The sequence below is a fragment of the Serratia sp. ME47 genome (assembly GCF_903970925.1).
GTDB classification, from domain to species: domain Bacteria; phylum Pseudomonadota; class Gammaproteobacteria; order Enterobacterales; family Enterobacteriaceae; genus Serratia; species Serratia ureilytica.
This window is the reverse complement of sequence record NZ_CAJCKE010000001.1, coordinates 92,452-118,631: the sequence shown is the minus strand read 5'-3', so window position 1 is coordinate 118,631 and position 26,180 is coordinate 92,452. Positions and strand designations below refer to the sequence as shown.

Below are 26,180 nucleotides of genomic sequence, written 5' to 3'. Positions count from 1 at the left end.
TAACGTTACCGGTCGAGCGCGGCAAGAATTTCGCCGGTGTCGCGCACCCGCGCCAAACGCGGGAAGATGTGTTCGAACGCGAAACGGTGCATTTCCGCGTTCTGCGCGCTGCAGACGTCTTCGGCGATCACCAGCTCATAGCCGTGTTCCCAGGCGGCGCGGGCGGTGGATTCCACGCCGATATTGGTGGATATGCCGCCCAAGACTACGGATTTGATGCCGCGACGGCGCAGCTGCAAGTCCAGATCGGTGCCGTAGAAGGCGCCCCATTGACGCTTGGTGATCAGAATATCGCTGTCGCAGACCGCCAGCGGCGCGGGGAACTCCCACCAGGTGGCCGGCAAACCGCCGGCGGGCGCGGGAGCCGGTTTATCCACCGGTTGTTTCAGCGCCTCGGCGAAGGAGTCTGACCAACCGACGCGCACCAACAGCACCGGCGCGCCCAGCATGCGAAAACGCGCGGCCAGCAGGGCGGCGTTCGCCACCACCTGGTCGGCGCCGTGCGGGCCGCCGGCGTAGGGCAGAATGCCGTTTTGCAAATCGATCAGCACCAGAGCGGTGGTTTGAGCGTCAAGTTTCAGCATGGATTTCATCTCGTTGCGAAGTGGATAAAAACTGTTCGGCGCGTCGGGCGAGCTGCGTTCGGCGCAAAACCGGGGGAGAATCAGGCTACGTGAAAAAACTGTCGCAGGTTAATGGGAAATTTGTTAACCGATGTGTTGATTCGAACAAAAACGCGCCATTTAGTGCAGTAACAATGCTGTGTTCGCACTTATCGGGCGGATGAATTTCCTTTATAATGACTCCCTTTTTTCAACACTCTTTAATCCAACGACCTATGCCGATTTATGAATATGCATGTGGTGCTTGCAACCATCGGTTAGAGAAATTGCAAAAATTTTCCGATGCGCCGCTGGCAGACTGCCCGGCGTGTGGGCAGCCCGCGTTGACCAAGTTGATTTCATCTTCCGGTTTCCAGCTTAAGGGCACCGGCTGGTATGCGACGGATTTTAAACCGGGTAACAAGTAGAATTTATCAGATAACAGCCGCGCGACAGGGGCGCAGTAGCCCGGCGCGGCATCGGCTGTGTAAAAGGATAGCGTATGCGTACTGAATATTGCGGGCAGTTGAATCTGTCCCACGTGGGCCAGGAAGTCACTCTGTGTGGTTGGGTCAATCGTCGTCGCGATCTCGGCGGCCTGATCTTTATTGATATGCGCGACCGCGAAGGCATCGTGCAGGTGTTCTTCGATCCGGACGAGAAAGTGGCGTTCGACAAGGCCTACGACCTGCGCAATGAGTTCTGCATCCAGATCGTCGGCACCGTGCGTGCGCGTCCGGACAGCCAGATCAATAAAGATATGGCCACCGGCGAAGTGGAAGTGTTTGCCCACGCGCTCGAGATCATCAACCGCTCCGAGCCGCTGCCGCTGGACTCCAACCAGGTCAACAGCGAAGAAGCGCGCCTGAAATACCGCTACCTGGATCTGCGCCGCCCGGAAATGGCCGAGCGTCTGAAGACCCGCGCCAAAATCACCAGCTTCGTGCGCCGCTTCATGGACAGCCACGGCTTCCTCGACATCGAAACGCCGATGCTGACCAAAGCGACGCCGGAAGGCGCCCGCGATTACCTGGTGCCGAGCCGCGTGCACAAGGGCAAATTCTACGCGTTGCCGCAGTCTCCGCAGCTGTTTAAACAGCTGCTGATGATGTCCGGCTTCGATCGTTACTATCAGATCGTCAAATGCTTCCGTGACGAAGACCTGCGTGCGGACCGTCAGCCTGAATTTACCCAGATCGACGTCGAAACCTCCTTCATGACCGCCGACCAGGTGCGTGAAGTGATGGAGAAACTGGCGCGTGAACTGTGGCTGGACGTGAAGGGTGTGGATCTGGGCGATTTCCCGGTCATGACCTTCGCCGAAGCGATGCGTCGCTTTGGTTCCGATAAGCCGGACCTGCGTAACCCGCTGGAGCTGGTGGACGTGGCTGACCTGGTCAAGGACGTCGAGTTCAAAGTGTTCTCCGGCCCGGCCAACGACGCCAAAGGCCGCGTGGCGGCGATCCGCGTACCGGGCGGCGCACAGCTGACCCGCAAGCAGATCGATGAGTACGGCGCTTTCGTCAACATCTACGGCGCGAAAGGCCTGGCCTGGCTGAAGGTCAACGACCGCGCCGCCGGCATGGAAGGCGTGCAGAGCCCGATCGCCAAATTCCTCAGCGCGGAAGTGCTGGAAGCTGTCCTGGCGCGTACCGACGCGCAGACCGGCGACATCCTGTTCTTCGGCGCAGACAGCTTCAAGATTGTCACCGATGCGATGGGCGCGCTGCGCCTGAAGCTGGGGCGCGATCTGGGGCTGACCCAACTCGACAGCTGGGCGCCGCTGTGGGTGGTCGACTTCCCGATGTTCGAAGAAGACGAAGAGGGCGGCCTGGCGGCGATGCACCACCCGTTCACCTCGCCGCGCGACATGAGCCCGGAAGAGCTGGCCGCAGCGCCGGTCAACGCTATCGCCAACGCTTATGACATGGTCATCAACGGTTACGAAGTGGGCGGCGGTTCGGTGCGTATTCACCGCAGCGAAATGCAGCAGACGGTATTCAGCATTCTGGGCATTGACGAACACGAACAGCGCGAGAAGTTCGGCTTCCTGCTGGACGCGCTGAAGTACGGCACGCCGCCGCACGCCGGCCTGGCCTTCGGCCTGGACCGTCTGGTGATGCTGCTGACCGGCACCGACAATATCCGCGACGTGATCGCCTTCCCGAAAACCACCGCGGCGGCCTGTCTGATGACCGACGCCCCGAGCTTCGCCAACCCGGCGTCGCTGCAGGAGCTGGCGATCAGCGTGGTAAAGAAAGCCGGTGCGGAACAAGAGAGCGAGTGATGAGTTATAAGCGCCCTGAATCTATCCTGGTAGTGATTTACGCGAAATCCAGTGGTCGGGTGCTGATGTTACAGCGGCGCGACGATACCGAGTTCTGGCAGTCGGTCACCGGCAGTCTGGAGCAGGATGAGTCGCCGCCGCATGCCGCGCGGCGTGAAGTCATGGAAGAAGTCGGCATCGATATCGAAGCAGAGCACCTGCCGTTGTTCGATTGCCAACGCTGCGTGGAGTTTGAACTCTTTGTCCATTTGCGACATCGCTATGCGCCGGGAACCACGCGTAATAAAGAGCACTGGTTCTGTCTGGCGTTGCCCGAGGAGCGCGATCCGGTGATTACCGAGCATCACGCTTACCAATGGCTTGAGGCGGCCGAGGCCGTGAAGTTGACCAAGTCGTGGAGCAATCAGCAGGCGATTGAAGAGTTCGTGATCAATTCAGTCCAGTAGTTTTTTTCGGAGATTTTTTATGGCAGGTCATAGTAAGTGGGCCAACACAAAGCACCGTAAAGCGGCGCAGGACGCCAAGCGCGGTAAAATTTTCACCAAGATTATTCGTGAGCTGGTCACTGCCGCGAAGCTGGGCGGCGGCGATCCGGATTCCAACCCGCGTCTGCGCGCGGCGATGGACAAGGCGCTGTCGAACAACATGACGCGCGACACCATGAACCGGGCGATCGCGCGTGGCGTGGGCGGCGATGATGATACCAACATGGAAACCATCATCTACGAAGGCTACGGCCCTGGCGGCACCGCCGTCATGATCGAATGCCTGAGCGACAACCGTAACCGCACCGTGGCGGAAGTGCGTCACGCCTTCACCAAATGCGGCGGCAACCTGGGTACCGACGGTTCCGTTGCCTACCTGTTCACCAAGAAGGGCGTAATCACTTACGCACCGGGCCTGGATGAAGACAGCGTGATGGAAGCGGCGCTGGAAGCCGGTGCGGAAGACATCGTGACCTATGACGATGGCGCCATCGACGTGTTCACCGCCTGGGAAAGCCTGGGCGCGGTGAAAGACGCGCTGACCGCGGCGGGCTTCGAAGCCGAAGCGGCGGAAGTGTCGATGATCCCATCGACCAAGGCCGACATGGACGCGGAAACGGCGCCTAAGCTGCTGCGCCTGATCGATATGCTGGAAGACTGCGACGACGTGCAGGAAGTTTACCATAACGGTGAGATCTCCGACGAAGTGGCGGCGACGCTGTAATCCGGTAAAACGGGCGCCGCCATCAGGCGGCGCCGTGCATGCAAGGTGGATGTAGATATGGCGATCATACTCGGTATCGATCCCGGCTCACGCGTCACCGGCTATGGCCTTATCCGCCAGCAGGGGCGCCAGTTGAGCTATATCGCCAGCGGCTGCATCCGCACGGTGGTGGACGACATGCCGACGCGGCTGAAGCTGATTTACGCCGGCGTCAGCGAGATCATCACCCAGTTTCAGCCCGACTTCTTCGCCATCGAACAGGTGTTTATGGCCAAGAACCCGGATTCGGCGCTCAAGCTCGGCCAGGCGCGCGGCGTCGCGATCGTCGCGGCGGTGAATCAGAATCTGGAAGTGTTCGAGTATGCGGCGCGGCAGGTCAAACAAACCGTGGTCGGCACCGGCGCAGCCGAAAAGGCGCAGGTGCAGCACATGGTGCGCTCGCTGCTCAAACTCTCGGCCAACCCGCAGGCGGACGCCGCCGACGCCCTGGCCATCGCCATCACCCACTGCCACCTCAGCCAGAACGTGCTGCGGATGAGCGAAGGGCGGCTTAACCTGGCGCGCGGGCGTTTGCGCTGACGCAAGCGATGATTGCTCAGGCTGGATATTCATCCAGCCTTTTTTATGTTATAAGCTTTACCAGCAACGGCATGGCAGGGCGCCATGCCCGGTCATTCTGCAGGAGGGTAAATGATAGGTCGTCTCAGAGGAAATATTCTGGAAAAGCAGCCGCCGCTGGTGTTATTGGAGGCGAACGGCGTGGGCTATGAAGTGCACATGCCGATGACCTGCTTTTACGAGCTGCCGGAACTGGGGCAAGAGGCCATCGTGTTTACCCACTTCGTGGTGCGCGAAGACGCGCAGCTGCTGTACGGTTTCAACGATAAGCAAGAGCGCGCGCTGTTCCGCGAGCTGATCAAGGTCAACGGCGTCGGGCCGAAACTGGCGCTCGCCATCCTGTCCGGCATGTCCGCGCAGCAGTTCGTCAGCGCGGTGGAGCGTGAAGAGATCACCGCGCTGGTGAAGCTGCCGGGCGTGGGCAAGAAAACCGCCGAACGCCTGGTGGTAGAGATGAAAGACCGCTTCAAAGGGCTCAACGGCGATCTGTTCAACAGCAGCGAGATCAGCTTGCCGTCCGCCGCTGAGAAAGCACCCGAGGCGGATGCGGAGGCCGAAGCGGTCTCCGCATTGGTGGCGCTGGGCTATAAGCCGCAGGAAGCCAGCCGCATGGTCAGCAAAATTGCCAAACCGGGTGCCGACTGCGAGACCCTGATCCGCGACGCGTTGCGCGCTGCTTTGTAAGGCCGCTAAGAGGTAGATAATGATTGAAGCCGATCGCCTGATCTCCGCCGAACCGCTCAACGAGGAAGAAGTCCTCGATCGCGCCATTCGTCCTAAGCTGTTGACCGAATATGTGGGCCAGCCGCACGTACGCGAGCAGATGGAGATTTTCATCCAGGCGGCTAAGCAGCGCGGCGACGCGCTCGACCACTTGCTGATCTTCGGTCCGCCGGGGCTGGGGAAAACCACCCTGGCCAACATCGTGGCCAACGAAATGGGCGTGAATTTGCGCACTACCTCCGGCCCGGTGCTGGAGAAGGCGGGCGATCTGGCGGCGATGCTGACCAACCTTGAACCGCATGACGTGTTGTTCATCGATGAAATTCACCGCCTGTCACCGGTGGTGGAAGAGGTGCTGTATCCGGCGATGGAAGACTATCAGCTGGATATCATGATCGGCGAAGGGCCGGCGGCGCGTTCGATTAAGCTCGATCTGCCGCCGTTTACCTTGGTGGGTGCAACCACCCGCGCCGGTTCGCTGACCTCGCCGCTGCGCGATCGTTTCGGCATTGTCCAGCGGCTGGAGTTTTATCAGGTGGCGGATCTGCAGCACATCGTCTCACGCAGCGCCGGCTGCCTGGGGCTGGAGCTGTCCGACGAGGGCGCCCATGAGGTAGCTCGTCGCGCGCGCGGCACGCCGCGTATCGCCAACCGTCTGTTGCGCCGGGTGCGCGACTTCGCCGAAGTGCGCGCCAACGGCGTGATCAGCGGCGCGGTGGCGGCGCAGGCGCTCGATATGCTTAACGTGGATGCCGAAGGCTTCGACTATATGGATCGCAAACTGCTGTTGGCGATTATCGACAAGTTTACCGGTGGCCCGGTCGGGTTGGATAACCTGGCGGCGGCGATCGGCGAAGAGCGCGAGACCATCGAAGACGTGATCGAACCGTTCCTGATCCAGCAGGGCTTTATCCAGCGCACGCCGCGCGGCCGTCTGGCGACGCAGCATGCCTACCGGCATTTCGGCCTCGAACGCGAAGCGTAAGTTTTTAATCCGCCAATAAGAAAGGGCCGCAGATGCGGCCCTTGTCATATCCCGGCTTTAATCAAGCCTGCTGTTTTTTGAACAGGCTCAGCGTGAACAGCACGGCGGCGCAGAGCACCACCGAAGGGCCGGCAGGCGTATCGTAAAACGCCGAGAAGGTCAGGCCACCGGTAACCGCCACCATCCCGAGCAGCACCGCGATGCCCGCCATTTGCTCCGGCGTGCGCGCGAAGCGGCGAGCGGTGGCCGCCGGAATGATCAGCAGCGAGGTGATGATCAGTGCGCCGACGAATTTCATCGCCAGACCGATGGTCAAGGCGGTGACCAGCATCAGCACGGTGCGCGCCCGCGCCAGATTGACGCCGTCGACGTGCGCCAGCTCAGGGCTGATGGTCATCGACAGCAGATCGCGCCATTGCCACCACAGCACCAACAGCACCACGGCGACGCCGCCGGCGATCATCACGATGTCGCTCAGCGTGACCGACAGCAGATCGCCGAACAGATAGGCCATCAGATCGACCCGCACGTTAGACATCAACGCTACCACCACCAGTCCCAGCGACAGGGCGCTATGCGCCAGAATGCCGAGCAGGGTATCCACCGAGAGCTGCGGGCGGCGCTCCAGCCACACCAGGGCCAGGGCCAGCAGCAGCGTAATGGCGATCACCGCATAGAAGGGGTTAATGTCGAGCAGCAGACCAAAGGCGACGCCGAGCAGCGAGGCGTGCGCCAGGGTATCGCCGAAGTAGGACATCCGGCGCCAGACCACAAAGGAACCCAGCGGCCCGGCGGCGCTAGCCAGCAACACGCCGGCCAGCCAGCCGGGAAGTAACAGTTCAATCATGCTTCGCGGCTCCCGGTTTTCTTCAAGACAATTCTTCCCTGCAGATCATGGCGGTGGTTGTGGTGGTGGCGATACACCGCCAGTTGCTCTGCGCCGCGGTTGCCGAACATCGCGATGAATTCGGGATGCATCGAGACCACCTCCGGCGCGCCGGAGCAGCAGATGTGCTGATTGAGGCACAACACCTCGTCGGTTTTCGCCATCACCAGATGCAGATCGTGCGAGACCATCAGCACGGCGCACCCCAGCTCCTTGCGCAGCTGGTCGATCAGATCGTACAGCGCCAGTTGGCCATTGACGTCCACCCCTTGCGTGGGTTCGTCCAGCACCAGCAGCTGCGGTTTATTCAGCAGCGCTCGCGCCAGCAGCACGCGCTGGTTTTCGCCGCCGGAGAGCTTTTGCATGGGCTGGTTGAGCAGGTGGGCGGCGTGCACGCGTTTGAGCGCCGGCAGAATGTCGGCTTTCTTTACGCCCGGTTTCAGGCGCATAAAGCGGCTGACGGTTAATGGCAGGGTAGCGTCGAGGTGCAGCTTTTGCGGCACGTAGCCGATGCGCAGATCGGGCTCACGCTCCAGCGTGCCGGCGGTCGGTTTTACCAATCCCAGCACTACGCGCACCAGCGTGGATTTACCCGCGCCGTTCGGGCCCAGCAGGGTGAGAATACGGCCGGGCTGCAGGCTGAGGGAAATATTCGACAGCACCTTGCGGCTGCCGAAGGCGACGGAGATATTTTTTAGCGTTATCAGTGTAGACATCTCGAGATTACAGGTTGCAGAACGAAGCGAATGTTATAATATCACGCCTTGTTGATGAAAACGATGGGATTACTGATGATGGCACAGAAAAATAAATGGCTGCAGCGCACGCTGCTGGCCAGCGCACTCGTGATGGCCGGCCCGCTGAGCAGCGCTTCCGCGGCGGTGGTGACGACGATTCGTCCGCTGGGCTTTATCGCTTCGGCTATCGCCGACGGCGTGACGCCGACCGAGGTGCTGCTGCCGGATGGCGCTTCGCCGCACGACTTCGCGCTGCGGCCTTCCGATATTCAGCGTTTGCGTTCTGCCGACCTGGTGCTGTGGGTCGGCCCGGACATGGAAGCGTTCCTGACCAAGGCGCTGGTGCCTATCTCGGCAACCCGCAAACTCGCCATCAGCGAACTGCCCGCGGTGAAGCCGCTGCTGATGAAAGGCGAAGATGACGACGATCATGATCATGCAGGCGAGGCGCATAACCATGCTGATGACGATCATGGGCATCATCACGGCGAGTACAATATGCACGTTTGGCTGTCGCCGGAGGTGGCAAAAGTGACCGCGATCGCGATTCACGACAGATTGTTGGAACTTATGCCGCAAAATAAGGACAAATTAGACGCAAACCTGCGCCAGTTCGAGAATCTGCTGACGCAAACTGACAAAAATGTTGGTAACATGCTTACGCCTGTGCAAGGTAAGGGTTATTTTGTTTTTCATGATGCTTACGGCTACTTTGAGAAACACTACGGTTTGAGTCCGCTGGGCCATTTCACCGTCAATCCCGAAATTCAGCCTGGAGCACAGCGCCTACACCAAATTCGAACACAGTTGGTTGAGCAGAAAGCGGTATGCGTTTTTGCTGAGCCACAATTCAGGCCGGCCGTAATCAATGCCGTCGCCAAGGGTACCACTGTGCGTTCCGGAACGCTGGACCCGCTGGGCATCGGCATCGCGCTGGGGAAGGACAGCTACGGGAAATTCCTGACACAGTTGTCAAGCCAGTACGTGAGCTGCCTGAAGTAAGCTTATGAGGATAATATCGAGTGCAGCAGATAGTCCGAACTATCGCTCTGGCGTATAACAACCTGCCACGGCCCCACCGCGTCATGCTGGGGTCGCTGACAGTCGTCACATTGGCCGTCGCTGTTTGGCGGCCTTTTGTTTACCACCCAGAACACAATCCCATCGCCAAGAGCGTCGAGTTAGAATCCAGCCAGTTGCGGTCATTGCTCCCCGAAGCCAGTGAGCCGATAGATGCCGACCAACCCACCCCCGATGACGAAATCCCGCAGGATGAGCTGGACCAGAAGGATGCCGGCGATGATGGCGTGCATGAATATGTGGTTTCCACCGGCGATACCCTCGGCAGCATTCTGACGCAGTACGGCATCGATATGTCGGATGTCACGCTGCTGGCTTCGCAAAACCGCGATCTGCGCAACCTGAAGATCGGCCAACAGCTGTCGTGGACCGTGAACGAAGCGGGCGATCTGCAGCAGTTGACCTGGGAAGTTTCTCGTCGCGAAACCCGCACCTACGATCGCGTCGGCAACAGCTTCAAAGAGTCGAAAGAGGCGCAGCAGGGCGAATGGCGCAACAACGTGATCAGCGGCCGCGTTAACGGCAGCTTCGTCAGCAGCGCCGGCGACGCCGGGTTGAGCCGTAACGAAATCAATGCGGTGATCAAGGCGCTGCAATGGCAGCTCGATTTCCGCAAACTGCGCAAGGGCGACCAGTTCTCCGTGCTGATGTCGCGCGAACATTTCGACGGCAAGAAATCGCAAAGCCAACTGTTGGGCGTGCGTCTGCGCACGGGCGGCAAAGATTACTATGCGATCCGCGCCGAGGACGGCAAGTTCTACGATCGCCAGGGCTCTGGCCTGGCGCGCGGCTTCATGCGTTTCCCGACCATGAAACAGTTCCGCATCTCCTCCAACTTCAACCCGCGCCGGGTGAACCCGGTGACCGGCCGCGTGGCGCCGCACAAAGGCGTCGATTTTGCCATGCCGGTCGGCACGCCGGTGCTGGCGGTCGGCGACGGCGAGGTAGTGATCGCCAAGCGCAGCGGCGCAGCGGGCAACTATGTGGCGATCCGCCACGGCCGCCAATACACCACGCGCTACATGCACCTGAAAAAGCTGCTGGTGAAACCGGGCCAGAAGGTGAAGCGTGGCGATCGCATAGCGCTCTCCGGCAACACCGGCCGTTCCACCGGGCCACATCTGCACTTTGAACTGTGGACCGGTCAACAGGCGGTGAACCCGCTGACGGCCAAGCTGCCGCGTTCCGAAGGCCTGAGCGGCAAAGACCGCAGCGATTATCTGGCGCAGGTGAAGGAAGTGGTTCCTCAGCTGCAACTGGATTAACGTCCCCCTTATTCCGGCGCTCCGGCGCCGTTAATTTCATCGGCCTGATTGCGGGCCGATGCTGTTTTATCTGGGCGGTTCGCGGTTGTTAATTGCAAAATTGGTGATGGCAATTATGATTAGCCGAATTGCTAAGCGAAGAGCATGTGCATGCAAAACGAGAAGAAATCGAACGTAGAGTTCATCCCGCAGTTTCAAAAAGCCTTTTTATACCCGCGCTACTGGGGCGTGTGGCTGGGAACCGGCCTGATGGCCGGCGTTTCGCTGGTGCCTGCGCGCCTGCGCGATCCGGTGCTGGGGGCGATCGGCACACTGGCCGGCAAGCTGGCGAAAGGGGCGCGTCGTCGTGCCCGCATCAACCTGCTGTATTGCTTGCCGGAACTGCCGGAAAGCGAGCGTGAGCACATTATCGACCAGATGTTCGCCTGTGCGCCGCAGTCGATGGTGCTGATGGCGGAACTGGCCTGCACCAAACCGGAAAAAGTGCTCAAGCGCGTGCGTTGGCACGGTGAAGAGGTGTTGGACAAGATCCGCGCGGAAGGGCGCAACGTGATTTTCCTGGTGCCACATGGCTGGGCGGTGGATGTGCCGGCGATGTTGATGGCCGCGCGCGGTCAACCAATGGCGGCGATGTTCCACAATCAGCGCAATCAGCTGATCGACTACCTGTGGAATGCCGTGCGTCGTAAATTCGGCGGCCGCATGCACGCGCGCAATGACGGCATCAAACCGTTTATCAGTTCGGTTCGCCAGGGATATTGGGGTTACTATCTGCCCGATCAGGATCACGGCGCTGAGCACAGTGAGTTTGTCGACTTCTTCGCCACCTATAAGGCGACGTTGCCGGCGGTCGGGCGGTTGATGAAAGTGTGTCGTGCGGCGATCGTGCCGTTGTTCCCGGTGTACGACGGCAAGACCAGCATGCTGGATATTTATATTCGCGAGCCGATGGACGATCTGGCCGAAGCGGACGATCCGCGCATTGCCCGCCGCATGAACGAAGAGGTGGAGAATCTGGTGGGCCCGAACCCGGAGCAGTACACCTGGATCCTCAAACTGTTGAAGACGCGCAAGGAAGGGGAGATTGAACCCTACTCGCGCGACGATCTGTATCGTTAATCCTATCTACCGCTAACGCCGGTCGGGCCGCACCCTGGCCGGCGTCACTTCAGATGTGCACCATACAGCCGCGCGCCCGCAGGATCTCAATGACGTTGGGCGTGTGGGTGAAATCATTCCAGCGCAGATCCAGCTTGCGCAGCCGGCTCAGTTCACCGAGGCTTTCCGGCAGATCGCTCAGGCGGTTGGCGCGCAGATCCAGACTTCTCAGCGCCGTGAGCTCACCGATATTTTCCGGCAGGCGCGTCAGCTGATTAAAACGCAGGTTCAGCTCGCTCAATCGCGGCAGGCGGCAGAAGGCTGCCGGCAGTTCGGTGATGGCATTGTTGGCCGCATCGAGTATCTCAAGCTCGCCGAGCAGAGCCATTTCCGCCGGCAGCGTGGTCAGGGCATTTTTCATGATATGCAACTCGCGCAGCGCGCGCAGTTGCCCGATTTCGTCGGGCAGGCTGCGGATGCGATTGTTGTATAAACGCAGCTCCTGCAACGCCGCCAGCCTCGGTATTGCCTGCGGCAAGGCGGTCAGCTGGTTATCGGTCGCGTTGAGGTAAACCAACTGCTGCAGTTGCGCCAGCGCGCGCGGCAGGTCGCTAAAGCCGTTATCGCTCAGGTAGAGGTATTTCAGCCGGTGCAGTCGCCCCAACGTTTCAGGCAGTTCGCTCGCGCGGTTGTGACCAAAATCGAACATCTCGAGCTGTTGCAACTGACCAATCTCCGGCGGCAGACGGTCGAGCTGATTGCAAGAGATGTTCAGCACCTGCAGGTTGCGATGCCGGAATAGGGAAGTAGGGAAGGTCGTCAGCCGATTGTCGTACAGGCTGACCTTGCGCAGCGCGTGGCCGGCAACCAGCGATTCGTCGAGCTGCGTCAGGCCGCGTCCATCGAGCTCGAGCTCATCACAGGTCGAGGCGGGATTGTGCTGGTGGAGCATGGCGTTCTCCGTCGTAATGGCAGTGTTAGAGCAAAAAAAATGCCGGCCTAGGTGAGCCGGCCGGCATTTCGTCTGCGGCGTGAATTACTCGACGCGCAGGATACGGCTGGTATTGGTGGTGCCGACGGTTTCCATCACGTCGCCCTGGGTGACGATCACCAGATCGCCGGAGACCAGGAAGCCTTTGTCGCGCAGGCGATTGACGGCTTCGTTGGCGGCGATGACGCCGTCTTTGTGGCTGTCGAAATACACCGGTGTCACGCCGCGATACAGCGCGGTCAGGTTAAGCGTGTGCTCATGCCGCGACATGGCGAAGATCGGCAGGCCGGAGCTGATGCGTGACATCATCAGCGCGGTGCGGCCGGACTCGGTCATGGCGATCAGCGCGGTGACGCCTTTCAGGTGGTTGGCCGCATACATCGAAGACATGGCGATCGCCTCTTCGATATTGTCGAACTGCACGTCCAGACGGTGTTTGGAAACGTTGATGCTCGGGATCTTCTCGGCGCCCAGACAAACGCGCGCCATCGCCGCCACGGTTTCCGCCGGGTATTGGCCGGCAGCGGTTTCCGCCGACAGCATGACGGCGTCGGTCCCGTCCAGCACGGCGTTGGCCACGTCCATGACTTCGGCGCGGGTCGGCATCGGGTTGGTGATCATCGACTCCATCATCTGAGTCGCGGTGATCACCGCGCGGTTCAGAGTACGGGCGCGGCGGATCAGTTTCTTCTGGATCCCGACCAGTTCCGGATCGCCGATTTCGACGCCCAGATCGCCACGGGCGACCATCACCACGTCGGAGGCCAGAATGATGTCGTCCATCGCTTCGTCGCTGCAGACCGCTTCGGCGCGCTCAACCTTGGACACGATCTTGGCGTTGCAGCCTGCGTCGCGCGCCAGGCGGCGAGCATAGTTCAGGTCTTCACCGGTGCGCGGGAAGGAGACCGCCAGGTAGTCGACGCCGATCTTGGCGGCGGTGACGATGTCCGCCTTGTCTTTTTCGGTCAGCGCTTCGGCCGACAGGCCGCCGCCGAGTTTGTTGATGCCCTTGTTATTGGACAACGGGCCGCCAACGGTGACTTCGGTAAATACTTTCATGCCCTGAACTTCGAGCACTTTCAGCTGAACGCGGCCGTCGTCGAGCAGCAAGACGTCGCCCGGCACGACGTCGGCAGGCAGGCCTTTATAGTCGATACCGACTTTTTCTTTATCGCCTTCGCCTTTTGACAGGTTGGCGTCCAGCAGGAATTTATCGCCCACGTTGAGGAAGATTTTGCCTTCCTTGAAGGTGGAAACGCGGATTTTCGGCCCTTGCAGATCGCCGAGGATAGCGACGTGACGTCCCAGTTTGGCAGCGATTTCGCGAACTTTGTCTGCGCGAGCCTGGTGATCTTCCGGGCTGCCGTGGGAGAAGTTAAGCCGAACTACGTTGGCGCCGGCGGCAATGATCTTTTCCAGATTATTGTCGCGGTCTGTAGCCGGACCCAGGGTGGTAACGATTTTGGTTCTTCTGAGCCGTCTGGACATGTATTACTCCGTTGACTGGTGAAGCAAATATTGGTGTTGCGATAACGTCGGATAACGAAACCAGGCGTGAAATGTAATTTTACAACACTGATATTTCACCCGGGTTACCCGCATGAGCGTATTAACAGGGTACAGCCTCTGATGTCGCCATTCAAATGTCTGTTGAACGGCGACTTTTTTCTTCGTCGGGTTACGAGTCAAAACTGTTGGGAATGACTACGCCTTTATCAAAGCGCGATTCTTTGAGCGCTTCTTTGACCCGCTTCAAGTTATCTCTGAATTTAGCCCCTCTGCGCAAGGTAAATCCGGTGGCGAGCACGTCAATGAGCGTTAATTGCGCGATCCGCGACACCATCGGCATGTAAACGTCGGTGTCTTCAGGCACGTCGAGCAGCAACGCGAGGGTCGCCGCCTGGGCGAGCGGGGTGTCGCGCGAGGTGATAGCCAGTACCGTGGCGTCGTTTTCTCGCGCCAGGTGGGCCATTTCCACCAGGTTCTTGGTGCGGCCGGTGTGAGAGATCAACACCACCACGTCGCCCTCGCCGGAGTTCATGCAGCTCATGCGCTGCATGACGATGTCATCGAAGTAGACCACCGGAATATTGAAGCGGAAAAATTTGTTCATCGCGTCGTGGGCCACGGCGGCGGAGGCGCCCAGACCGAAGAAAGAGATCTTTTTTGCCTGGGTGAGCAGGTCAACCGCACGATTGATTGCGGCAATATCCAAATTTGCCTTTACTGTATCCAGGCTGGCCATCACCGATTCGAAGATCTTGCTGGTGTAGGAATCGACGCTGTCATCCTCCTCGACGTTGCGGTTCACGTAGGGCGTGCCGTTAGCCAGGCTTTGGGCGAGATGCAGTTTGAAGTCGGGAAAGCCTTTGGTATCAAGGCGACGGCAAAAACGGTTGACGGTGGGTTCGCTGACGTCGGCCATGCGCGCCAGCGTGGCGATGCTGGAGTGAATGGCGGTCTGCGGGGAGGCCAGGATCACCTCGGCGACTTTCCTTTCAGATTTGCTCAGGAGCTCCAGATGGCTCTGGATTTTGTCCAGCGTATTCATATAACGAGAGTCACTCATGGTTTTATCCCTGTGGCTTTCAAGCAACAGCGCCGAATTTCGCCCGTGTTCGCCGTGCAAGCAGACGCCAAACGAGCGGCTGTAACCTGAAATCGATAGGGTATGTCGATTGCAAACAAAGGAGAAATCAATGCCAGTTTAGTGAAAATATACTACGTGCTGGTAACCGTTGGCAGTCTCGACAGGGCGTATGCAGGCTTTTTTCACCAGAATATGACCTGTGTCTAACTTTCATAATGGTAACAGAGCGTCAAAAAAGACGAAAAATTACAGTTTTGCCCGCCTGTGAGGGCGCCGGCGCGCAGTGGCGCTACCACTGAGATCTTAACGTCTTTTTTCTGCTTCTGCGCCGGGTTTGCTGGCCGTAGTCAAACAGAGTACATTAGTAATGTAAGAAAATTACAAATATCCTGCAACGAGGAGATGAACATGGCGGTAACCTCTACAGCCCAGGCGTGTGACCTGGTTATTTTCGGCGCGAAAGGTGATTTGGCGCGCCGTAAGCTGCTGCCTTCCCTGTACCAGTTAGAGAAAGCCGGACACATCCACCCGGATACGCGGATCATCGGCGTCGGCCGCGCGGAGTGGGATAAAAAAGCCTATACCGAAGTGGTCAAGGAAGCGCTTGGCACCTTCATGAAGGAAAAGCTGGATGACGAACTCTGGGCCACGCTGAGCGCGCGCCTGGACTTCTGCAATCTGGACGTCAACGACAGCAAGAACTTTACCAAACTCGGTAAAATGCTGGATCAGAAGCATCGCACCACCATCAACTACTTCGCCATGCCGCCAAGCACCTTCGGCGCCATCTGCAAAGGGTTGGGCGAAGCCAAGCTGAACCATGAGCCGGCGCGCGTGGTGATGGAGAAACCGTTGGGCACCGATCTGGCGTCCTCCCGCGTGATCAACGATCAGGTGGCGGAGTTCTTCAACGAGTCCCAGGTCTACCGCATCGACCACTACCTCGGCAAAGAGACGGTGTTGAACCTGTTGGCGCTGCGTTTCGCCAACTCGCTGTTCGCGTCCAACTGGGACAACCGCACCATCGATTCGGTGCAGATCACCGTGGCGGAAGAGGTGGGCATCGAAGGGCGCTGGGGCTACTTCGATCAGGCCGGCCAGATGCGCGACATGATCCAGAACCACCTGCTGCAGATCCTGACCATGATCGCCATGTCGCCGCCGGCGGATCTGACCACCGACCGCATCCGCGACGAGAAGGTGAAGGTGCTGCGTTCGCTGCGCCGCATCGATCAGACCAATGTACGGGAAACCACCGTGCGCGGTCAGTACACCGCCGGTTTCGTTCAGGGTAAGAAAGTGCCGGGGTATCTGGAAGAAGAAGGGGCGAACAAGAGCAGCAGCACCGAGACCTTCGTTTCCATCCGCGTGGACATCGACAACTGGCAGTGGGCCGGGGTGCCGTTCTATCTGCGTACCGGTAAACGTCTGCCGACCAAATGCTCGGAAGTGGTGGTGTACTTCAAGAATCCGCCGCTTAACCTGTTCAGCGATTCTTATCAGCAGCTGCCGCAAAACAAGCTGACCATTCGTTTGCAACCGGACGAAGGCATCGAAATTCAGGTGTTGAACAAGGTGCCGGGGCTGGATCACAAGCACCGCCTGCAGACTACCAAGCTGGATCTGAGTTTCTCGGAAACCTTCAACCAGGAGCACGTGGCGGACGCCTACGAGCGCCTGCTGCTGGAGACCATGCGCGGCATTCAGGCGCTGTTCGTTCGCCGTGACGAAGTGGAAGAGGCCTGGAAATGGGTCGACTCCATCATGGACGCGTGGAAAGCCGACAACGAAGCGCCTAAGCCTTATCAGGCGGGCACCTGGGGGCCGGTGGCCTCGGTGGCGATGATCACCCGCGACGGCCGTTCCTGGAACGAGTTCGAGTAATGCGCAATGCCGGCAGCCCGTTTGCCGGCTTTTTTTTTGCCTGCGATCTGCGCGTGGGCCACATCACTTACGGTACGGCCGGACGTTCGCGCGTTTGCGCGGAGCCCTGTGGCAGGGGCGTGCCATTGTTAACCGCGAGTAATGGAGAAAGAATGATGAAAAACTGGAAAACCAGCGCTGAACAGATCCTGACGGCGGGGCCGGTGGTGCCTGTTATCGTGATCAACACGCTGGAACAGGCGGTGCCGCTGGCGAAAGCGTTGGTTGCCGGCGGCGTGCGGGTACTGGAGGTGACGCTGCGCACCGCCTGTGCGCTGGAGGCTATCCGCGCTATCGCCAAAGAGGTGCCGGAGGCGATCATCGGCGCCGGTACGGTGATCAATCCACAGCAGCTGCGGGAGGTGACCGAGGCCGGGGCGCAGTTCGCCATCAGCCCGGGGCTGACCGACGCTTTGCTGCAGGCGGCGACGGCGGGGTCAATCCCGTTGATCCCGGGCATCAGCACCGTATCTGAACTGATGCTGGGCATGGATTACGGCCTGCGCGAATTCAAATTCTTCCCGGCGGAAGCCAACGGCGGCGTGAAGGCGCTGCAGGCGATCGGTGGCCCGTTCCCGCAGGTGCGCTTTTGCCCGACCGGCGGCATTACGCCGAACAATTACCGCGATTATCTGGCGCTAAAAAGCGTGCTGTGCATCGGCGGCTCCTGGCTGGTGCCGGCCGATGCGCTCGAAAGCGGCGACTACGCGCGCATCACTGAACTGGCGCGCAGCGCCGTCAACGGCGCCGAGTTGTAACCCGCGCCAGGCCTGGGGTTGGCGCTTATTTGCTCACCCGCGGATATCGCAAGGCTCAACGCTCCGTTGGGCCTTTTTTAATTTTTATCGCGATTAACTTTCTTATTTTTAACCCGTTTTTTTCTGCTTTTTTATGAAAACGGCAGTTTGCTTTCTTATTTGGGCTGTGGTAAAAATATCTCAGTTGAAAATTTTACTTTTATGAGGATATTGGGCAAATCGCACGGTGTGCGGCTGATAATAGAGAACTATTATGATGACTATTAACGGAACTACCCTCAGAACCTCTACGTGCCAACTCTTCCTGTCTGCGATCCTTGCCAGTGAGCATCACTGGTGCAGCGAGCTATAGCGTCTTTCTCCCTTAACCGGTGCTGGTAGCGGGCTTACGCCTTCGCTCTACCGTTCAGCCGGGCAAACATTCTTTTTGCGTTTGGGTCAGTTTATCCCCAGGGATCTCTGCGTCTTGCGCGCCGTACTGCGGCCGTTCGACGAGATAAATCGGGATAAATATGCCTTGGCGCGCGTTATTCGCCGTTTGGGAGAAAAATTATGATTTATTGGATCTTTTTAGGTTTGGCCATCATGACCGAAATCATCGGCACCTTGTCGATGAAATACGCCAGCGTCAATGGCGGCATGATCGGGCATATCGTGATGTACGTGATGATCACCGCGTCTTATGTGTTGCTGTCAGTAGCGGTAAAACGCGTGGCGTTGGGCGTGGCTTATGCGCTGTGGGAAGGTATCGGCATTCTGTTCATTACCCTGTTCAGCGTGCTGTGGTTCGACGAGCCCATTTCGGCGCTGAAGGTACTGGGTCTGGCTACGCTGATCGCCGGTATCATGCTGGTGAAATCCGGTACCCGCAAAGAGCGAAAACAGGTCAGCCCGCGAGGTGACAACCATGCAACAGTTTGAGTTGTACCACATTGGGTTCCTGGGATTGGCCATCGTGCTGGAAATCATCGCCAACATCTTCCTGAAGATGTCGGACGGTTTCCGTAAAATTTGGCTGGGATTGCTGTCGCTGCTGTCGGTACTCGGTGCGTTCAGCGCCCTGGCGCAGGCGGTAAAGGGCATCGATCTGTCAATCGCTTACGCGTTGTGGGGCGGTTTCGGCATCGCCGCCACCATCGCCGCAGGCTGGATCATGTTCGGCCAGCGGTTGAACGCCAAAGGCTGGATTGGCCTGGCGCTGCTGTTGACGGGGATGGTGATCCTCAAACTGTCCTGATAGCGGGCAATAAAAAACCGCAGGCGTTGCCGTCTGCGGTTTTTTTTCGTCTGCGCGTGGCTTACAGCGCGGCGATGATTTTGATTTCCACCTTGTACTTCGGATTCATCAGCTGAGCCTGCACGGTGCAGCGCACCGGCGCGCTGCCGGCGACGACCCAGGCGTCCCAGGCGGCGTTCATCGCGGCGAAGTCGGCGGTATTGGCCAGGAAGATGGTGGCATCCAGAATACGGCTTTTGTCCGACCCTACGCGTTCCAGCAGCACGTCGATGGCGGCAAGAGCGTTGGCGGTCTGCGCGGTCGCGTCATCGTCCAGATTCTCCGGCACGCTGGTGTAGTAAACGGTCTCGTTGTGCACCACGGCTTCGGACCAGCGCTGATCGGGATCAATTCTTTCGATATTCATTTGCTTATCTCCATATCATAGTCCCGCTAAGGGTAGCACAGCCGGTGATGAAAAAGCGCGGCGATAAAGTGGGTGGTAGCCGGGCGGCAGGCTTGGCATAATCACCGCTGAATGACACCGGCAGAGAGACAGCGTGACAGACGATTTTGCAACAGACGGCGCATTGGCGCAGGCTATCAAGGGATTCAAACCGCGTGAGCCGCAGCGGCAGATGGCGCAAGCCGTTACCGAAGCGATCAATTTCAAGCAGGAACTGGTGGTGGAAGCCGGCACCGGCACCGGCAAAACCTTCGCTTATCTGGCGCCGGCGCTGCGTGCCGATCGCAAAGTGATCGTCTCCACCGGTTCGAAAGCGCTGCAGGATCAGCTGTATGCGCGCGATCTGCCCACCGTCGCCAAGGCGCTGAAGTACAAAGGCAAGCTGGCGCTGCTGAAGGGGCGCTCCAACTACCTGTGTCTGGAGCGTCTTGAGCAACAGTCGATGGCCGGCGGGGAGCTGGCGGGGCAGACGTTGATCGATCTGGTGCAACTGCGCAAATGGTCGTCGCAGACCAAAGAGGGTGATATCAGCACCTGCAGCGAAGTGGCGGAAGACAGCTTCGTCTGGCCATTGGTGACCAGCACCAATGACAACTGTCTCGGCAGCGACTGCCCGCTGTATCAGGATTGCTTCGTGGTCAAAGCGCGCCGCCGCGCGATGGATGCTGATGTGGTGGTGGTGAACCATCACCTGTTCCTGGCGGATATGGTGGTGAAAGAGGGCGGCTTCGCCGAGCTGATCCCGGAAGCCGAGGTGATGATTTTCGATGAGGCGCACCAAATTCCCGACATCGCCAGCCAGTATTTCGGCCAGCAGCTCACCAGCCGCCAACTGCTGGATCTGGCGAAGGACATCACCATCGCCTACCGCACCGAGGTGCGCGATGCCGCCCAACTGCAAAAAAGCGCCGACCGTCTCAGCCTGAGCACGCAAGATTTCCGTCTGAATCTGGGGGAGCCGGGTTTTCGCGGCAACCTGCGGGATGTGCTCGGCGAACCGAACGTGCAGCGCGCTTTGTTGCTGCTCGATGACGCGCTGGAGCTGTGTTATGACGTCATGAAACTGTCGCTGGGGCGTTCGGCGCTGCTGGACGCCGCCTTTGAGCGCGCCACGCTGTACCGCGCGCGTCTCAAACGCCTCAAGGCGGTGACGGAACCGGGCTACAGCTATTGGTATGAGTGCAATTCGCGCCACTTCGTGTTGGCGTTGACGCCGCTGACGGTGGCCGATCGTTTCCGCGAAATGCTGGACGAGAAGCCGGGCAGCTGGATCTTTACCTCGGCCACGCTGTCGGTCAACGATCAGTTGGGTCACTTCACCGAACGGCTGGGGCTGACCAAGGCCAAAACGCTGCTGTTGCCGAGCCCGTTCGACTATGCCAAACAGGCGTTGCTGTGCGTGCCGCGCTTTTTGCCTTCGCCGAATCAGCCCGGCGGGGCGCGCCAGCTGGCGCGCATGCTGCGCCCATTAATCGAAGCCAACAACGGCCGCTGCTTCTTCTTGTGCACATCGCACCAGATGATGCGCGAGCTGGCGGAAGAGTTCCGCGCCACGATGACGCTGCCGGTCTTATTGCAAGGGGAAACCAGCAAAGGGCAACTGCTGGCGCAGTTCGTCGCCGCCGGTAACGCGCTGTTGGTGGCGACCAGCAGCTTCTGGGAAGGGGTGGACGTGCGTGGCGATGCGCTGTCGTGCGTGATCATCGATAAGCTGCCGTTTACCTCACCGGACGATCCGCTGCTGAAGGCGCGCATTGAAGATTGTCGCCTGCGCGGCGGCGATCCGTTCAATGAGGTGCAGTTGCCGGATGCGGTCATCACCCTGAAACAGGGGGTGGGCCGTTTGATCCGCGATACCGACGATCGCGGCGTGCTGGTGATCTGCGATAACCGTCTGGTGATGCGCCCTTATGGCGAGGTGTTCCTCAATAGCCTGCCGCCTACGCCGCGTACCCGCGATCTGAAGCAGGCGATCGCCTTCTTGCAGGCCGCTGATACGTCGGCCACGTGAAAGATGAAGGGCTTACGGGGCTGTGCTACAATGCGCGCCCTGTATGAAAAACCCAGTTTTATTCCCGCCAGAGGTTGGCATGTCCACGCGAATTTTAGCGATCGATACCGCGACGGAAGCCTGTTCCGTCGCCGTCTGGAATCAAGGCGAAATCCACGCCCTGTTTGAGCTGTGCCCACGCGAGCATACGCAACGTATTTTACCTATGGTGCAGCAGGTGCTGGCGGAATCCGGCCTGGCGCTCAACCAGCTCGATGCGCTGGCCTTCGGCCGCGGCCCCGGCAGTTTTACCGGGGTGCGCATCGGCATCGGCATCGCTCAGGGCCTGGCGCTGGGCGCCGATCTGCCGATGATCGGCGTTTCTACGCTGCAAACCATGGCGCAGGGCGCCTGGCGCGTCAGCGGCGCGGAGCGTGTGCTGGCGGCGATCGATGCGCGTATGGGCGAGGTCTACTGGGGGCAGTTCGAACGTCAGGCCGACGGCCGCTGGTTGGAAAGCGAAGGCGAGGCGGTGCTGTCGCCGGCGCAGGCGCTCGAGCGTGCACAGCGCCTGCAGGGCGAATGGGCCCACGTCGGCACCGGCTGGCAAACCTACCCCGATCTGGTCAACGGTTCCACGCTGAGCGTGCGCGACGGCCAGATGCTGTTGCCGCAGGCGGAAGACATGCTGCCGCTGGCGCTGCACGCCTGGCAACAGGGGCTGGCGGTGGCGGTGGAAAACGCCGAGCCGACCTACCTGCGCAATGAAGTGACCTGGAAAAAACTGCCGGGCCGCGAGTAATCGCGGCGTTATTGTGCTGATGTTGATGCCGGGCGATGAAGGCCTGCAACTTGAACGCTGAAACGCGGTCAAAGTTACAGGCATTTCAGGAGATTGCGACCATGTTAATCCGCACTGCAAGTAAAAAGCTGTCGCTGCTGGCCGTCGCCTGCGGCGCGCTGGTTCTGACCGGGTGCGTCACCGTACCGGATGCGATCAAAGGCTCCAGCCCTTCGCCGGTGACTCAGCTTTCCTCGGTACAAAATGCACCGAACCTGTTTACCGGCGCGGAAGCCCGCTTCGGCGGCACCGTGGTGAACGTCGCCAACGAACAAGGGCGCACGCTGCTGGAGATCGCGGCGGTGCCGCTCGACAGCGGTGCGCGGCCGATACTGGGTGAACCGTCGAACGGCCGCTTGCTGGCCACGGTGAACGGCTTCCTCGAACCGGTCGATTTCAAAGGCCAACTGGTGACCGTCGTCGGCCCTATCACCGGCCTGAAAGAGGGACGGATCGGCATGACGCCATATCGCTTCGTAACGATGAACGTGACCGGTTTCAAGCGCTGGCATCTGGTGCAACAGGTGGTGATGCCGCCTGCGCCGATGGGCCCTTGGGGCTGGCGCGGTGGCCCGTGGGGATCCGGCTGGGGCGCCGGCTATGGCTGGTACAACCCCGGCCCGGCACAGGTGCAAACCATCGTAACCGAGTAACATACGCTTGATGTGAACAAATTTGACAGGGCGGCTCAGGCCGCCCTTTTGTTTTTTGGGATAAGGAATATCCGACAATTAGTGACGTACATCGCAACCTGAGTAATGTTTAAAACCCGAACTGGTCTGCTGAGTTAAAATATTGTTATGGTTAGGCTGCGAGTTTGAGGGCTGCGATGATAATTAGTAATGATTTCAGGAGTAATACCTTGGATAAGGTCTGGTTAAAACGGTATCCGGCAGATGTGCCCGCAGAGATTGATGCCGATCGCTATTCGTCGTTGATCGAAATGTTTGAGCATGCCGTGCAGCGCTATGCCGATCAGCCCGCCTTTATCAATATGGGCGAGGTGATGACCTTCCGCAAACTGGAAGAACGCAGCCGGGCTTTCGCGGCTTACCTGCAAAATGAGCTGGGCCTGAAGAAGGGCGACCGCGTCGCGCTGATGATGCCTAACCTGTTGCAATACCCCATTGCCCTGTTCGGCATTCTGCGTGCCGGCATGGTGGTGGTCAACGTCAACCCGCTGTATACCCCGCGCGAGCTGGAGCACCAGTTGAACGACAGCGGCGCCAGCGCCATCGTCATCGTCTCCAACTTTGCCCATACGCTGGAAAAAGTGGTGTTCAACACCCAGGTCAAACACGTGATCCTGACGCGCATGGGCGATCAGCTGTCGGCCGCCAAGGGCACGTTGGTCAACTTCGTGGTCAAATACGTTAAGCGTCTGGTGCCGAAATACAATCTGCCGGACGCCATTTCCTTCCGCAGCGCGCTGCAGCGCGGCCGCCGTTTACAATATGTAAAACCGGACATCATTAATGCCGATCTGGCTTTCCTGCAATACACCGGCGGCACCACCGGGGTGGCGAAGGGGGCGATGCTGACGCACCGCAACATGCAGGCCAACCTTGAGCAGGCCAAGGCCGCCTATTCGCCGCTGTTCCGTGAAGGGCAGGAGCTGGTGGTGACGGCGCTGCCGCTGTATCACATTTTCGCGCTGACGGTGAACTGCCTGCTGTTTATCGATCTGGGCGGGCGCAATTTGCTGATCACCAACCCGCGTGACATTCCGGGCCTGGTGAAAGAATTGGGCAAATACCCGTTCACCGCCATGAGCGGGGTAAATACGCTGTTCAATGCGTTGCTGAACAACGAAGACTTCCACAAGCTCGATTTCTCTACGCTGCGTTTCTCGGTCGGCGGCGGCATGTCGGTGCAAAAATCGGTGGCCGAGAAGTGGGAGAAAACCACCGGCAAACACCTGCTGGAAGGTTACGGCCTGACGGAGTGCGCGCCGCTGGTGGCCGGCAACCCTTACGATCTTAAACACTACAGCGGCAGCATCGGTCTGCCGGTGCCGTCGACGGACATTCGGTTGGTGGACGACAACGGCCATGACGTGCCGCCGGGCGAGCCGGGCGAACTGTGGGTCAAAGGGCCGCAAGTTATGTTAGGCTATTGGCAGCGCCCGGATGCCACCGACGAAGTGCTGAAAGACGGCTGGCTGGCGACCGGTGATGTGGTGACCGTGGACGATCAGGGATTTGTGCGCATCGTCGACCGCAAGAAAGACATGATCCTGGTCTCGGGTTTCAACGTGTATCCGAACGAGATTGAAGATGTGGTCAGCCAGCACCCGAAAGTGCTGGAATGTGCGGCAATCGGCGTGCCCAGCGAGGCCTCCGGCGAAACTGTGAAGATCTGCGTGGTGAAGAAAGACGCCTCGCTGACCAAGGAAGAGCTGTTGACCCATTGCCGACGCCACCTGACCGGGTATAAAGTGCCTAAAATTGTTGAGTTCCGCGATGAGCTGCCGAAGTCGAACGTCGGCAAGATTTTGCGGCGAGAATTGCGCGATGAGCAAAAAGCGCCTAAGCCGGCCGATGCCGCCTAGGTTTTGCTCTCGCGTCAGCCTATCAACAACGCCGGTGAATGCCGGCGTTGTTGTGTTTGAATCCTACAAGAGAATGATGTTTTGAATTATCAGTTGATCACTACCGATGCCGGATTGCAGCAGGTCTGCGAGCAGGCGAGAAAGCATGCCCAGGTTGCGCTGGACACCGAGTTTGTCAGAACGCGTACCTACTATCCGCAGCTGGGCCTGATCCAGCTTTACGACGGTGAACAACTCTCCCTTATCGATCCTCTGCCGATCAAGCACTGGCAACCGTTTGTCGAGCTGCTGGCCGACACCGCCGTGGTGAAGTTCCTGCATGCCGGCAGTGAAGATCTTGAAGTGTTTCTCAACGCCTTTAAAACGCTGCCGACGCCGATGATCGACACTCAGATCCTGGCGGCCTTTACCGGCCGGCCGCTCTCCTGCGGCTTTGCGACGCTGGTGGCGGAGTACATGAAGGTTGAACTGGACAAGAGCGAGTCGCGCACCGATTGGCTGGCGCGCCCGCTGACTGAAAGACAGTGCGTGTATGCGGCCGCCGACGTGTTCTACCTGCTGCCGATGGCCAAACAGCTGGTGCAGGAGACCGAAGAGGCCGGCTGGACCGCTGCGGCCAATAACGAGTGCTTGCTGCTGTGCCAACGCCGTAGCGAGGCGCTGGCGCCGGAAGTGGCCTATCGCGAAATCAGCAATGCCTGGCAGTTGCGCCCGCGTCAGCTTGGGTGTCTGCAGAAGTTGGCGGAATGGCGGTTGCGCCAGGCGCGCGAGCGCGATCTGGCGGTGAACTTCGTGGTTCGCGAGGAGAACCTGTGGCAGGTGGCGCGCTTTATGCCGTCTTCGCTGGGAGAACTGGATTCGCTGGGCCTGAGCGGGCCGGAGATCCGTTATCACGGCAAAACGCTGTTGGCGCTGGTGGCCGAAGCCGAAGCGCTGGAGGAGTCCGAGTTGCCGGCGCCGTTGGCTAACCTTATCGATCAGCCGGGCTACAAGAAGGTGTTTAAGGACATCAAGGCCGCTATCGCCACCGTCAGCGAGCAAAGCGGGTTGAGCAGCGAGCTGCTGGCATCCCGTCGCCAAATTAACCAATTGTTGAACTGGCATTGGAAACTGAAGGACGGCGAGAGTCGCCCTGAATTAATCAGCGGCTGGCGCGGCGATTTATTAATGGCGCCGTTGCAGGACATCCTGAAAGATTATTAATCGCTGGTTATCACCAGGGCAGGGTAGGGAAACTCTGCTCGGGTGAATATAGGCAGGAAATAATGCGTTGAAGGTAAATCTGGCCAGAATTTACTTTAAACGAGGTGGCGGCAAAGTTAATTGGGAATTGTCCCAAAGGGAAAAATCGATTTTTTGCTGCC

General features: G+C 59.2%; 26 protein-coding genes. 19 read left to right on the top strand and 7 right to left on the bottom strand.

The features are described 5' to 3' along the window. Positions 1-5: 5 nt before the first annotated feature. Positions 6-584, bottom strand: a complete 579-nt coding sequence (locus tag H7A77_RS00610; protein ID WP_033643355.1) for a hydrolase — start codon at positions 582-584, stop codon at positions 6-8. Between the two features lie 215 nt (positions 585-799). Between H7A77_RS00610 and H7A77_RS00605 the strand changes: the two genes are divergently transcribed. From H7A77_RS00605 to ruvB, 7 genes are all read left to right on the top strand, one after another. Next, positions 800-1,030 carry a zinc ribbon domain-containing protein gene (locus tag H7A77_RS00605; RefSeq protein WP_320204121.1) on the top strand — a complete coding sequence of 77 codons (231 nt, stop codon included), beginning with the start codon at positions 800-802 and terminating at the stop codon, positions 1,028-1,030. Between the two features lie 74 nt (positions 1,031-1,104). After that, positions 1,105-2,889: an aspartate--tRNA ligase gene (gene aspS / locus H7A77_RS00600; RefSeq protein ID WP_033643354.1), complete on the top strand. Its 1,785-nt coding sequence runs from the start codon at positions 1,105-1,107 to the stop codon at positions 2,887-2,889. After that, positions 2,889-3,335, top strand: a complete 447-nt coding sequence (gene nudB, locus H7A77_RS00595) for a dihydroneopterin triphosphate diphosphatase (RefSeq protein ID WP_004932373.1) — start codon at positions 2,889-2,891, stop codon at positions 3,333-3,335. Before aspS ends, nudB begins: the two co-directional genes overlap by 1 nt. 19 nt (positions 3,336-3,354) lie before the next feature. Beyond that, complete coding sequence (locus H7A77_RS00590; RefSeq protein WP_004932370.1) at positions 3,355-4,098, top strand: YebC/PmpR family DNA-binding transcriptional regulator; 744 nt, start codon at positions 3,355-3,357, stop codon at positions 4,096-4,098. Positions 4,099-4,155: 57 nt separating this feature from the next. After that, positions 4,156-4,677 carry a crossover junction endodeoxyribonuclease RuvC gene (ruvC, locus tag H7A77_RS00585; protein ID WP_004932367.1) on the top strand — a complete coding sequence of 174 codons (522 nt, stop codon included), beginning with the start codon at positions 4,156-4,158 and terminating at the stop codon, positions 4,675-4,677. Between the two features lie 111 nt (positions 4,678-4,788). Then, positions 4,789-5,400 carry a Holliday junction branch migration protein RuvA gene (ruvA, locus tag H7A77_RS00580; protein ID WP_033643353.1) on the top strand — a complete coding sequence of 204 codons (612 nt, stop codon included), beginning with the start codon at positions 4,789-4,791 and terminating at the stop codon, positions 5,398-5,400. Between the two features lie 19 nt (positions 5,401-5,419). Then, positions 5,420-6,424 (top strand): Holliday junction branch migration DNA helicase RuvB, encoded by a 1,005-nt coding sequence (gene ruvB, locus H7A77_RS00575; RefSeq protein ID WP_033643352.1) that lies wholly within the window; start codon positions 5,420-5,422, stop codon positions 6,422-6,424. 61 nt (positions 6,425-6,485) lie between these two features. Here ruvB and znuB read toward each other — a convergent pair whose 3' ends face one another. Together znuB and znuC are read right to left on the bottom strand one after the other, a co-directional pair. Next, a complete protein-coding gene (gene znuB / locus H7A77_RS00570) occupies positions 6,486-7,271 on the bottom strand; it encodes a zinc ABC transporter permease subunit ZnuB (RefSeq protein WP_060660627.1) in 786 nt (261 codons plus the stop codon). Beyond that, positions 7,268-8,026 carry a zinc ABC transporter ATP-binding protein ZnuC gene (gene znuC, locus H7A77_RS00565; RefSeq protein WP_089191899.1) on the bottom strand — a complete coding sequence of 253 codons (759 nt, stop codon included), beginning with the start codon at positions 8,024-8,026 and terminating at the stop codon, positions 7,268-7,270. Before znuC ends, znuB begins: the two co-directional genes overlap by 4 nt. Positions 8,027-8,104: 78 nt before the next feature. Here znuC and znuA point away from each other — a divergent pair, with 78 nt between their 5' ends. The 3 genes from znuA to lpxM all read left to right on the top strand — a co-directional run bounded on the left by znuA (position 8,105) and on the right by lpxM (position 11,511). Then, the gene (znuA, locus tag H7A77_RS00560; RefSeq protein ID WP_033644289.1) at positions 8,105-9,049 is read left to right on the top strand and encodes a zinc ABC transporter substrate-binding protein ZnuA; all 945 of its coding nucleotides are present in this window, start codon (positions 8,105-8,107) and stop codon (positions 9,047-9,049) included. Positions 9,050-9,069: 20 nt separating this feature from the next. Beyond that, entirely contained in the window at positions 9,070-10,392 is a 1,323-nt protein-coding gene (gene mepM, locus H7A77_RS00555) for a murein DD-endopeptidase MepM (RefSeq protein ID WP_033643350.1), read from the top strand. 150 nt (positions 10,393-10,542) lie between these two features. Beyond that, positions 10,543-11,511, top strand: coding sequence for a lauroyl-Kdo(2)-lipid IV(A) myristoyltransferase (lpxM, locus tag H7A77_RS00550; RefSeq protein WP_042785718.1), 969 nt, complete (start codon positions 10,543-10,545; stop codon positions 11,509-11,511). Positions 11,512-11,560: 49 nt separating this feature from the next. Here the strand turns inward: lpxM and H7A77_RS00545 are convergent, their stop codons facing one another. From H7A77_RS00545 to H7A77_RS00535, 3 genes are all read right to left on the bottom strand, one after another. Further along, positions 11,561-12,442: a leucine-rich repeat domain-containing protein gene (locus H7A77_RS00545; protein WP_182073681.1), complete on the bottom strand. Its 882-nt coding sequence runs from the start codon at positions 12,440-12,442 to the stop codon at positions 11,561-11,563. A gap of 84 nt (positions 12,443-12,526) precedes the next feature. Further along, a complete protein-coding gene (gene pyk / locus H7A77_RS00540; protein WP_019452801.1) occupies positions 12,527-13,969 on the bottom strand; it encodes a pyruvate kinase in 1,443 nt (480 codons plus the stop codon). A gap of 190 nt (positions 13,970-14,159) precedes the next feature. Next, complete coding sequence (locus tag H7A77_RS00535) at positions 14,160-15,032, bottom strand: MurR/RpiR family transcriptional regulator (RefSeq protein ID WP_033643347.1); 873 nt, start codon at positions 15,030-15,032, stop codon at positions 14,160-14,162. Positions 15,033-15,479: 447 nt separating this feature from the next. Between H7A77_RS00535 and zwf the strand changes: the two genes are divergently transcribed. The 4 genes from zwf (at position 15,480) to mdtI (ending at position 18,989) form a co-directional block, all read left to right on the top strand. Next, positions 15,480-16,955, top strand: coding sequence for a glucose-6-phosphate dehydrogenase (gene zwf, locus H7A77_RS00530; RefSeq protein WP_033643346.1), 1,476 nt, complete (start codon positions 15,480-15,482; stop codon positions 16,953-16,955). A gap of 155 nt (positions 16,956-17,110) precedes the next feature. After that, positions 17,111-17,752, top strand: a complete 642-nt coding sequence (locus H7A77_RS00525; RefSeq protein ID WP_182073680.1) for a bifunctional 4-hydroxy-2-oxoglutarate aldolase/2-dehydro-3-deoxy-phosphogluconate aldolase — start codon at positions 17,111-17,113, stop codon at positions 17,750-17,752. A 552-nt stretch (positions 17,753-18,304) separates the two neighbouring features. After that, a complete protein-coding gene (mdtJ, locus tag H7A77_RS00520; RefSeq protein ID WP_004932327.1) occupies positions 18,305-18,673 on the top strand; it encodes a multidrug/spermidine efflux SMR transporter subunit MdtJ in 369 nt (122 codons plus the stop codon). Next, positions 18,660-18,989 (top strand): multidrug/spermidine efflux SMR transporter subunit MdtI, encoded by a 330-nt coding sequence (gene mdtI, locus H7A77_RS00515; protein ID WP_016927446.1) that lies wholly within the window; start codon positions 18,660-18,662, stop codon positions 18,987-18,989. Before mdtJ ends, mdtI begins: the two co-directional genes overlap by 14 nt. A 61-nt stretch (positions 18,990-19,050) precedes the next feature. Here mdtI and H7A77_RS00510 read toward each other — a convergent pair whose 3' ends face one another. Further along, a complete protein-coding gene (locus tag H7A77_RS00510; RefSeq protein WP_004932322.1) occupies positions 19,051-19,395 on the bottom strand; it encodes a RidA family protein in 345 nt (114 codons plus the stop codon). Between the two features lie 133 nt (positions 19,396-19,528). On the opposite strand from H7A77_RS00510, the gene H7A77_RS00505 reads away from it, so the two are divergent. From H7A77_RS00505 to rnd, 5 genes are all read left to right on the top strand, one after another. Then, positions 19,529-21,445: an ATP-dependent DNA helicase gene (locus tag H7A77_RS00505; RefSeq protein ID WP_182073679.1), complete on the top strand. Its 1,917-nt coding sequence runs from the start codon at positions 19,529-19,531 to the stop codon at positions 21,443-21,445. A 79-nt stretch (positions 21,446-21,524) separates the two neighbouring features. Then, positions 21,525-22,226, top strand: a complete 702-nt coding sequence (tsaB, locus tag H7A77_RS00500; RefSeq protein ID WP_033643345.1) for a tRNA (adenosine(37)-N6)-threonylcarbamoyltransferase complex dimerization subunit type 1 TsaB — start codon at positions 21,525-21,527, stop codon at positions 22,224-22,226. Between the two features lie 101 nt (positions 22,227-22,327). Continuing rightward, entirely contained in the window at positions 22,328-22,918 is a 591-nt protein-coding gene (locus H7A77_RS00495; RefSeq protein WP_182073678.1) for a Slp family lipoprotein, read from the top strand. 209 nt (positions 22,919-23,127) lie between these two features. Continuing rightward, complete coding sequence (gene fadD / locus H7A77_RS00490; RefSeq protein WP_033643344.1) at positions 23,128-24,816, top strand: long-chain-fatty-acid--CoA ligase FadD; 1,689 nt, start codon at positions 23,128-23,130, stop codon at positions 24,814-24,816. 81 nt (positions 24,817-24,897) lie between these two features. Then, complete coding sequence (rnd, locus tag H7A77_RS00485) at positions 24,898-26,019, top strand: ribonuclease D (protein ID WP_046687239.1); 1,122 nt, start codon at positions 24,898-24,900, stop codon at positions 26,017-26,019. Positions 26,020-26,180: the final 161 nt, after the last annotated feature.

What these genes read in the sequence shown, in the direction of transcription:
- H7A77_RS00610 (WP_033643355.1), bottom strand. Translation starts at nt 584, where the DNA reads ATGCTGAAACTTGACGCTCAAACCACCGCTCTGGTGCTGATCGATTTG.
- H7A77_RS00605 (WP_320204121.1), top strand. Translation starts at nt 800, where the DNA reads ATGACTCCCTTTTTTCAACACTCTTTAATCCAACGACCTATGCCGATT.
- aspS (WP_033643354.1), top strand. Translation starts at nt 1,105, where the DNA reads ATGCGTACTGAATATTGCGGGCAGTTGAATCTGTCCCACGTGGGCCAG.
- nudB (WP_004932373.1), top strand. Translation starts at nt 2,889, where the DNA reads ATGAGTTATAAGCGCCCTGAATCTATCCTGGTAGTGATTTACGCGAAA.
- H7A77_RS00590 (WP_004932370.1), top strand. Translation starts at nt 3,355, where the DNA reads ATGGCAGGTCATAGTAAGTGGGCCAACACAAAGCACCGTAAAGCGGCG.
- ruvC (WP_004932367.1), top strand. Translation starts at nt 4,156, where the DNA reads ATGGCGATCATACTCGGTATCGATCCCGGCTCACGCGTCACCGGCTAT.
- ruvA (WP_033643353.1), top strand. Translation starts at nt 4,789, where the DNA reads ATGATAGGTCGTCTCAGAGGAAATATTCTGGAAAAGCAGCCGCCGCTG.
- ruvB (WP_033643352.1), top strand. Translation starts at nt 5,420, where the DNA reads ATGATTGAAGCCGATCGCCTGATCTCCGCCGAACCGCTCAACGAGGAA.
- znuB (WP_060660627.1), bottom strand. Translation starts at nt 7,271, where the DNA reads ATGATTGAACTGTTACTTCCCGGCTGGCTGGCCGGCGTGTTGCTGGCT.
- znuC (WP_089191899.1), bottom strand. Translation starts at nt 8,026, where the DNA reads ATGTCTACACTGATAACGCTAAAAAATATCTCCGTCGCCTTCGGCAGC.
- znuA (WP_033644289.1), top strand. Translation starts at nt 8,105, where the DNA reads ATGGCACAGAAAAATAAATGGCTGCAGCGCACGCTGCTGGCCAGCGCA.
- lpxM (WP_042785718.1), top strand. Translation starts at nt 10,543, where the DNA reads ATGCAAAACGAGAAGAAATCGAACGTAGAGTTCATCCCGCAGTTTCAA.
- H7A77_RS00545 (WP_182073681.1), bottom strand. Translation starts at nt 12,442, where the DNA reads ATGCTCCACCAGCACAATCCCGCCTCGACCTGTGATGAGCTCGAGCTC.
- pyk (WP_019452801.1), bottom strand. Translation starts at nt 13,969, where the DNA reads ATGTCCAGACGGCTCAGAAGAACCAAAATCGTTACCACCCTGGGTCCG.
- H7A77_RS00535 (WP_033643347.1), bottom strand. Translation starts at nt 15,032, where the DNA reads ATGAATACGCTGGACAAAATCCAGAGCCATCTGGAGCTCCTGAGCAAA.
- zwf (WP_033643346.1), top strand. Translation starts at nt 15,480, where the DNA reads ATGGCGGTAACCTCTACAGCCCAGGCGTGTGACCTGGTTATTTTCGGC.
- H7A77_RS00525 (WP_182073680.1), top strand. Translation starts at nt 17,111, where the DNA reads ATGAAAAACTGGAAAACCAGCGCTGAACAGATCCTGACGGCGGGGCCG.
- mdtJ (WP_004932327.1), top strand. Translation starts at nt 18,305, where the DNA reads ATGATTTATTGGATCTTTTTAGGTTTGGCCATCATGACCGAAATCATC.
- mdtI (WP_016927446.1), top strand. Translation starts at nt 18,660, where the DNA reads ATGCAACAGTTTGAGTTGTACCACATTGGGTTCCTGGGATTGGCCATC.
- H7A77_RS00510 (WP_004932322.1), bottom strand. Translation starts at nt 19,395, where the DNA reads ATGAATATCGAAAGAATTGATCCCGATCAGCGCTGGTCCGAAGCCGTG.
- tsaB (WP_033643345.1), top strand. Translation starts at nt 21,525, where the DNA reads ATGTCCACGCGAATTTTAGCGATCGATACCGCGACGGAAGCCTGTTCC.
- H7A77_RS00495 (WP_182073678.1), top strand. Translation starts at nt 22,328, where the DNA reads ATGTTAATCCGCACTGCAAGTAAAAAGCTGTCGCTGCTGGCCGTCGCC.